Source organism: Candidatus Nanopusillus massiliensis, assembly GCF_920984865.1.
On record NZ_OV100765.1, the window covers coordinates 8,724 to 9,839 of the forward strand.

Annotated in this window: 2 protein-coding genes (1 of these 2 cut by a window edge); one reads left to right on the top strand and one right to left on the bottom strand. The window is 18.4% G+C overall.

Annotated elements, in window-relative coordinates:
• Positions 1–683, bottom strand: partial view of a methyltransferase domain-containing protein gene (locus LUA84_RS00060; RefSeq protein WP_457913308.1) — the 5' portion only. 661 nt of this gene lie to the left of the window's left edge; 683 of the gene's 1,344 nt are visible here — the first part of the coding sequence; the start codon lies at positions 681–683; its stop codon lies beyond the left edge, outside the window.
• Between LUA84_RS00060 and LUA84_RS00065 the strand changes: the two genes are divergently transcribed.
• Positions 601–780 (top strand): hypothetical protein, encoded by a 180-nt coding sequence (locus LUA84_RS00065; RefSeq protein WP_231433866.1) that lies wholly within the window; start codon positions 601–603, stop codon positions 778–780. The two genes, LUA84_RS00060 and LUA84_RS00065, sit on opposite strands and share 83 nt — an antisense overlap.
• Positions 781–1,116 lie beyond the last annotated feature (336 nt).

Below are 1,116 nucleotides of genomic sequence, written 5' to 3' on the forward strand. Positions count from 1 at the left end.
GAATAAACAGCAATAAATATTTTTATTAATCTCCATTTATGTAAATTTTCTCCTTCTACCTTGATTTTTATATAAGATACTATATATAGTATGTATATAATAATTGTAAAGGATATAAAAAATGATAATAAATAATTAAAATTATTCAAAAATAAAAATATTAAAATAATAAATGTAGATAAAAATATATTAAAGATTGGAGAATCTCTATTGTTCTTCATTCTAAAGAAATATGGTAATAATTTCTTTTCTGATATATTTTCTAATATTTTATTTGCAGTATAAAACCATATATATGTAGAATATATACTAAATGGCAAAAATAGTAGAAGAACTATACTACCAATATTTTTTATTTTGATATTTAGTAAACTTATATATAATAATATAGAAATTATTGAGAGAAATATCTTCCCATAAAAAGTAGCATTTCCAGTTTTTCTATTATTCGAATAATTATAAAAATAGATAAGTATATCTAAACCAGAAAATATTGATGTATTATATGATTTGAAAATAAAAAAGGATTTAGTTGAATTGTATTGAATATTTATATTTATTGGAAATATAAAAAGAAAAATTAAAATAATAGAATATATAATGGAAATATATGAAATAATCTCCTGTAATTTACTTTCAATATCTATGTTAAATAGATTAAATATAATGAATGAAAAAATCATTATATATGATATTGTAAATAAAAAGGGATTTATCTTTGATAAGAAATTGTTTATCAATAGTAATTCTGAAGAAATAAAGGATATTATTGACAAGTAATAAAAGAATCCAAAAGTTGGTAATAAATACTTTGAAAGTTTGGATATATAGTGAAATATTCATAAANGATTTGGATCTCTTGTTATAGAATCTCTAAATAAATATGACAATAAAATAAATGTTAAAATGATCGGAGTTGAAGATATTAAAAAATATTGGATACTTATATATTGATTATTCATTAATAATATAAGAAAAGGTAATTCAGGAACTATAACAGAGGATAAGAATAATACTATATAGTAAGAGAGCTTTTTCATTTATATAATGACTACATTGATAAATATAGGAATAAACAGGTTGGAAATATAAAAATTTATAATAAATATTCAGTAT

Excerpts from the sequence above, each read along its gene's own strand:
- LUA84_RS00065 (WP_231433866.1), top strand. The coding sequence starts at position 601 with ATGGAAATATATGAAATAATCTCCTGTAATTTACTTTCAATATCTATG.